We start from the raw sequence: 1,585 nt of genomic DNA, 5'->3' as shown, positions 1-1,585 counted from the left end.
TGGTGTGCCTCTTCAATTGCAAGTTTATCCCACCGAAATGTTGGACCTTTCCTACAATGGACCGGCTGAGATTGAAGGCAATTACATTCGTATGGGAATTGAATTTAATGCCAGTGGTAAGCGCGTTGCTTATCATTTCTGGAAACATCACCCCTATGATGATGTCCCTGCAAATATGGCATTTGAGAGCCAAGAGCGCGTGCGCGTCCCTGCTGAAATGGTCATTCATATCAAAGAGCGCCGTATTGCCGGACAATTGCGCGGTTCTCCCAAAATAACGCGCTGTATGACAAAGATCTTTCAACTCGAATCCTATGATGATGCAGAACTTGATCGAAAAAGGACAGCGGCTCTTTTCGCGGTGTTTATTACAGGGAAGGAATCTCATGAGGAAGAATTAGAGGGAAATCGTGAGCAAACAACGCCCCCAAAGAAGCCTGAAGAGGCAGCTGACGTGGATAAAATTTACCCCGGCTCAGTTAACGTGGTCGATGGCGAAAAACAAATTACATTTTCAACCCCTGTTGAGGTTGGTGGCTCTTATGAGGCTTTTCAATTTCGCAATATCTTGAAAATTTGTGCAGCACTTAATATGCCTTATGCCGTTGTGACTGGAGACGTTACGCGGGGGAATTTTTCAAATGTGCGTACCTCCATCATTCAGTTTAGACGGCACGTCAAACAATGGCGTGAACATATTATTGCCTTTCAGTTTAATCGCATTATATGGGAGCGTTTTGTTGAAATGGCAGTGCTTTCTGGATGCGTCAATTTGCCAGGGTGGGAAGAAAATTCCTTGCCATGGCTTCAATGTGAAAGCTTTGCGCCCCCGCTTGAAATGATTGATCCAAACAAGGATATCTCAGCGGAAAAAGAAGAAATCCGTGCAGGCTTGAAAACACGACGCATGGCACTTGCCGAGCGGGGCTTTGATATCGACAGCATTCATGCCGAACTGCAAGAAGAACACACAGATGCTCGTGCGCGCGGCTTATCTTTTGACACGGATATGGCAGCACCTTCTGGTGAAAATCAAGCGATTGGTGATGAAGATTCAGAGACTTCTGAGACTTATGAAAGCAACCAAGGCAGCGAGGCACACAAAAATGGTGAATAATCTTGACATGCCGTTTTTGGCATCCCGGCTTTTTGGTGTTCCTCATATGCTTGCCTCGACAAAGCTTGATGTCATTTTGAATGCTCTTGCACCACGCCTTTTTAAGGGAGAAAAGTTTGCCGTGAGAGCATTTGGACAAGGGGATACAGAAGCTTTCAGACCCCCTGAAACTTATGTAGTACAAAACAATATTGCCATAATACCAGTTCATGGCACGCTTGTGCGCCGCGGTGCATGGCTTGGGGCTTTATCGGGATTAACCTCTTATGAAGGTTTAAGGGCTTCTTTTCGTGAAGCCATTGCACAACCTGATGTTCGCGCTGTTTTACTTGATATTGACAGCGGCGGTGGAGAAGCCGGCGGTGTGTTTGATTTGGTTGAAGAGTTTCAAACACTCTCAAAACAATACGACAAGCCCATTTGGGCACATGCCAATGAGTTTGCCTGTTCAGCGGCTTATGCCATTGC

1 protein-coding gene and 1 pseudogene are annotated in these 1,585 nt (G+C 46.0%); both read left to right on the top strand.

The features are described from left to right. On the top strand, window positions 1–1,117 hold a 1,117-nt coding region (locus PVV65_RS09000; protein WP_273789930.1), incomplete at its 5' end, for a phage portal protein. Then, a pseudogene (locus PVV65_RS08995) lies at window positions 1,107–1,585 on the top strand (S49 family peptidase); the annotation flags it as partial. The gene PVV65_RS09000 and the pseudogene PVV65_RS08995, both read left to right, overlap by 11 nt.

It is taken from the genome of Bartonella sp. ML70XJBT, assembly GCF_028618425.1.
Classification (GTDB): Bacteria; Pseudomonadota; Alphaproteobacteria; order Rhizobiales; family Rhizobiaceae; genus Bartonella.
Note: the sequence above shows the minus strand (reverse complement) of the source record. Positions and strands in the feature narration are given on the sequence as shown.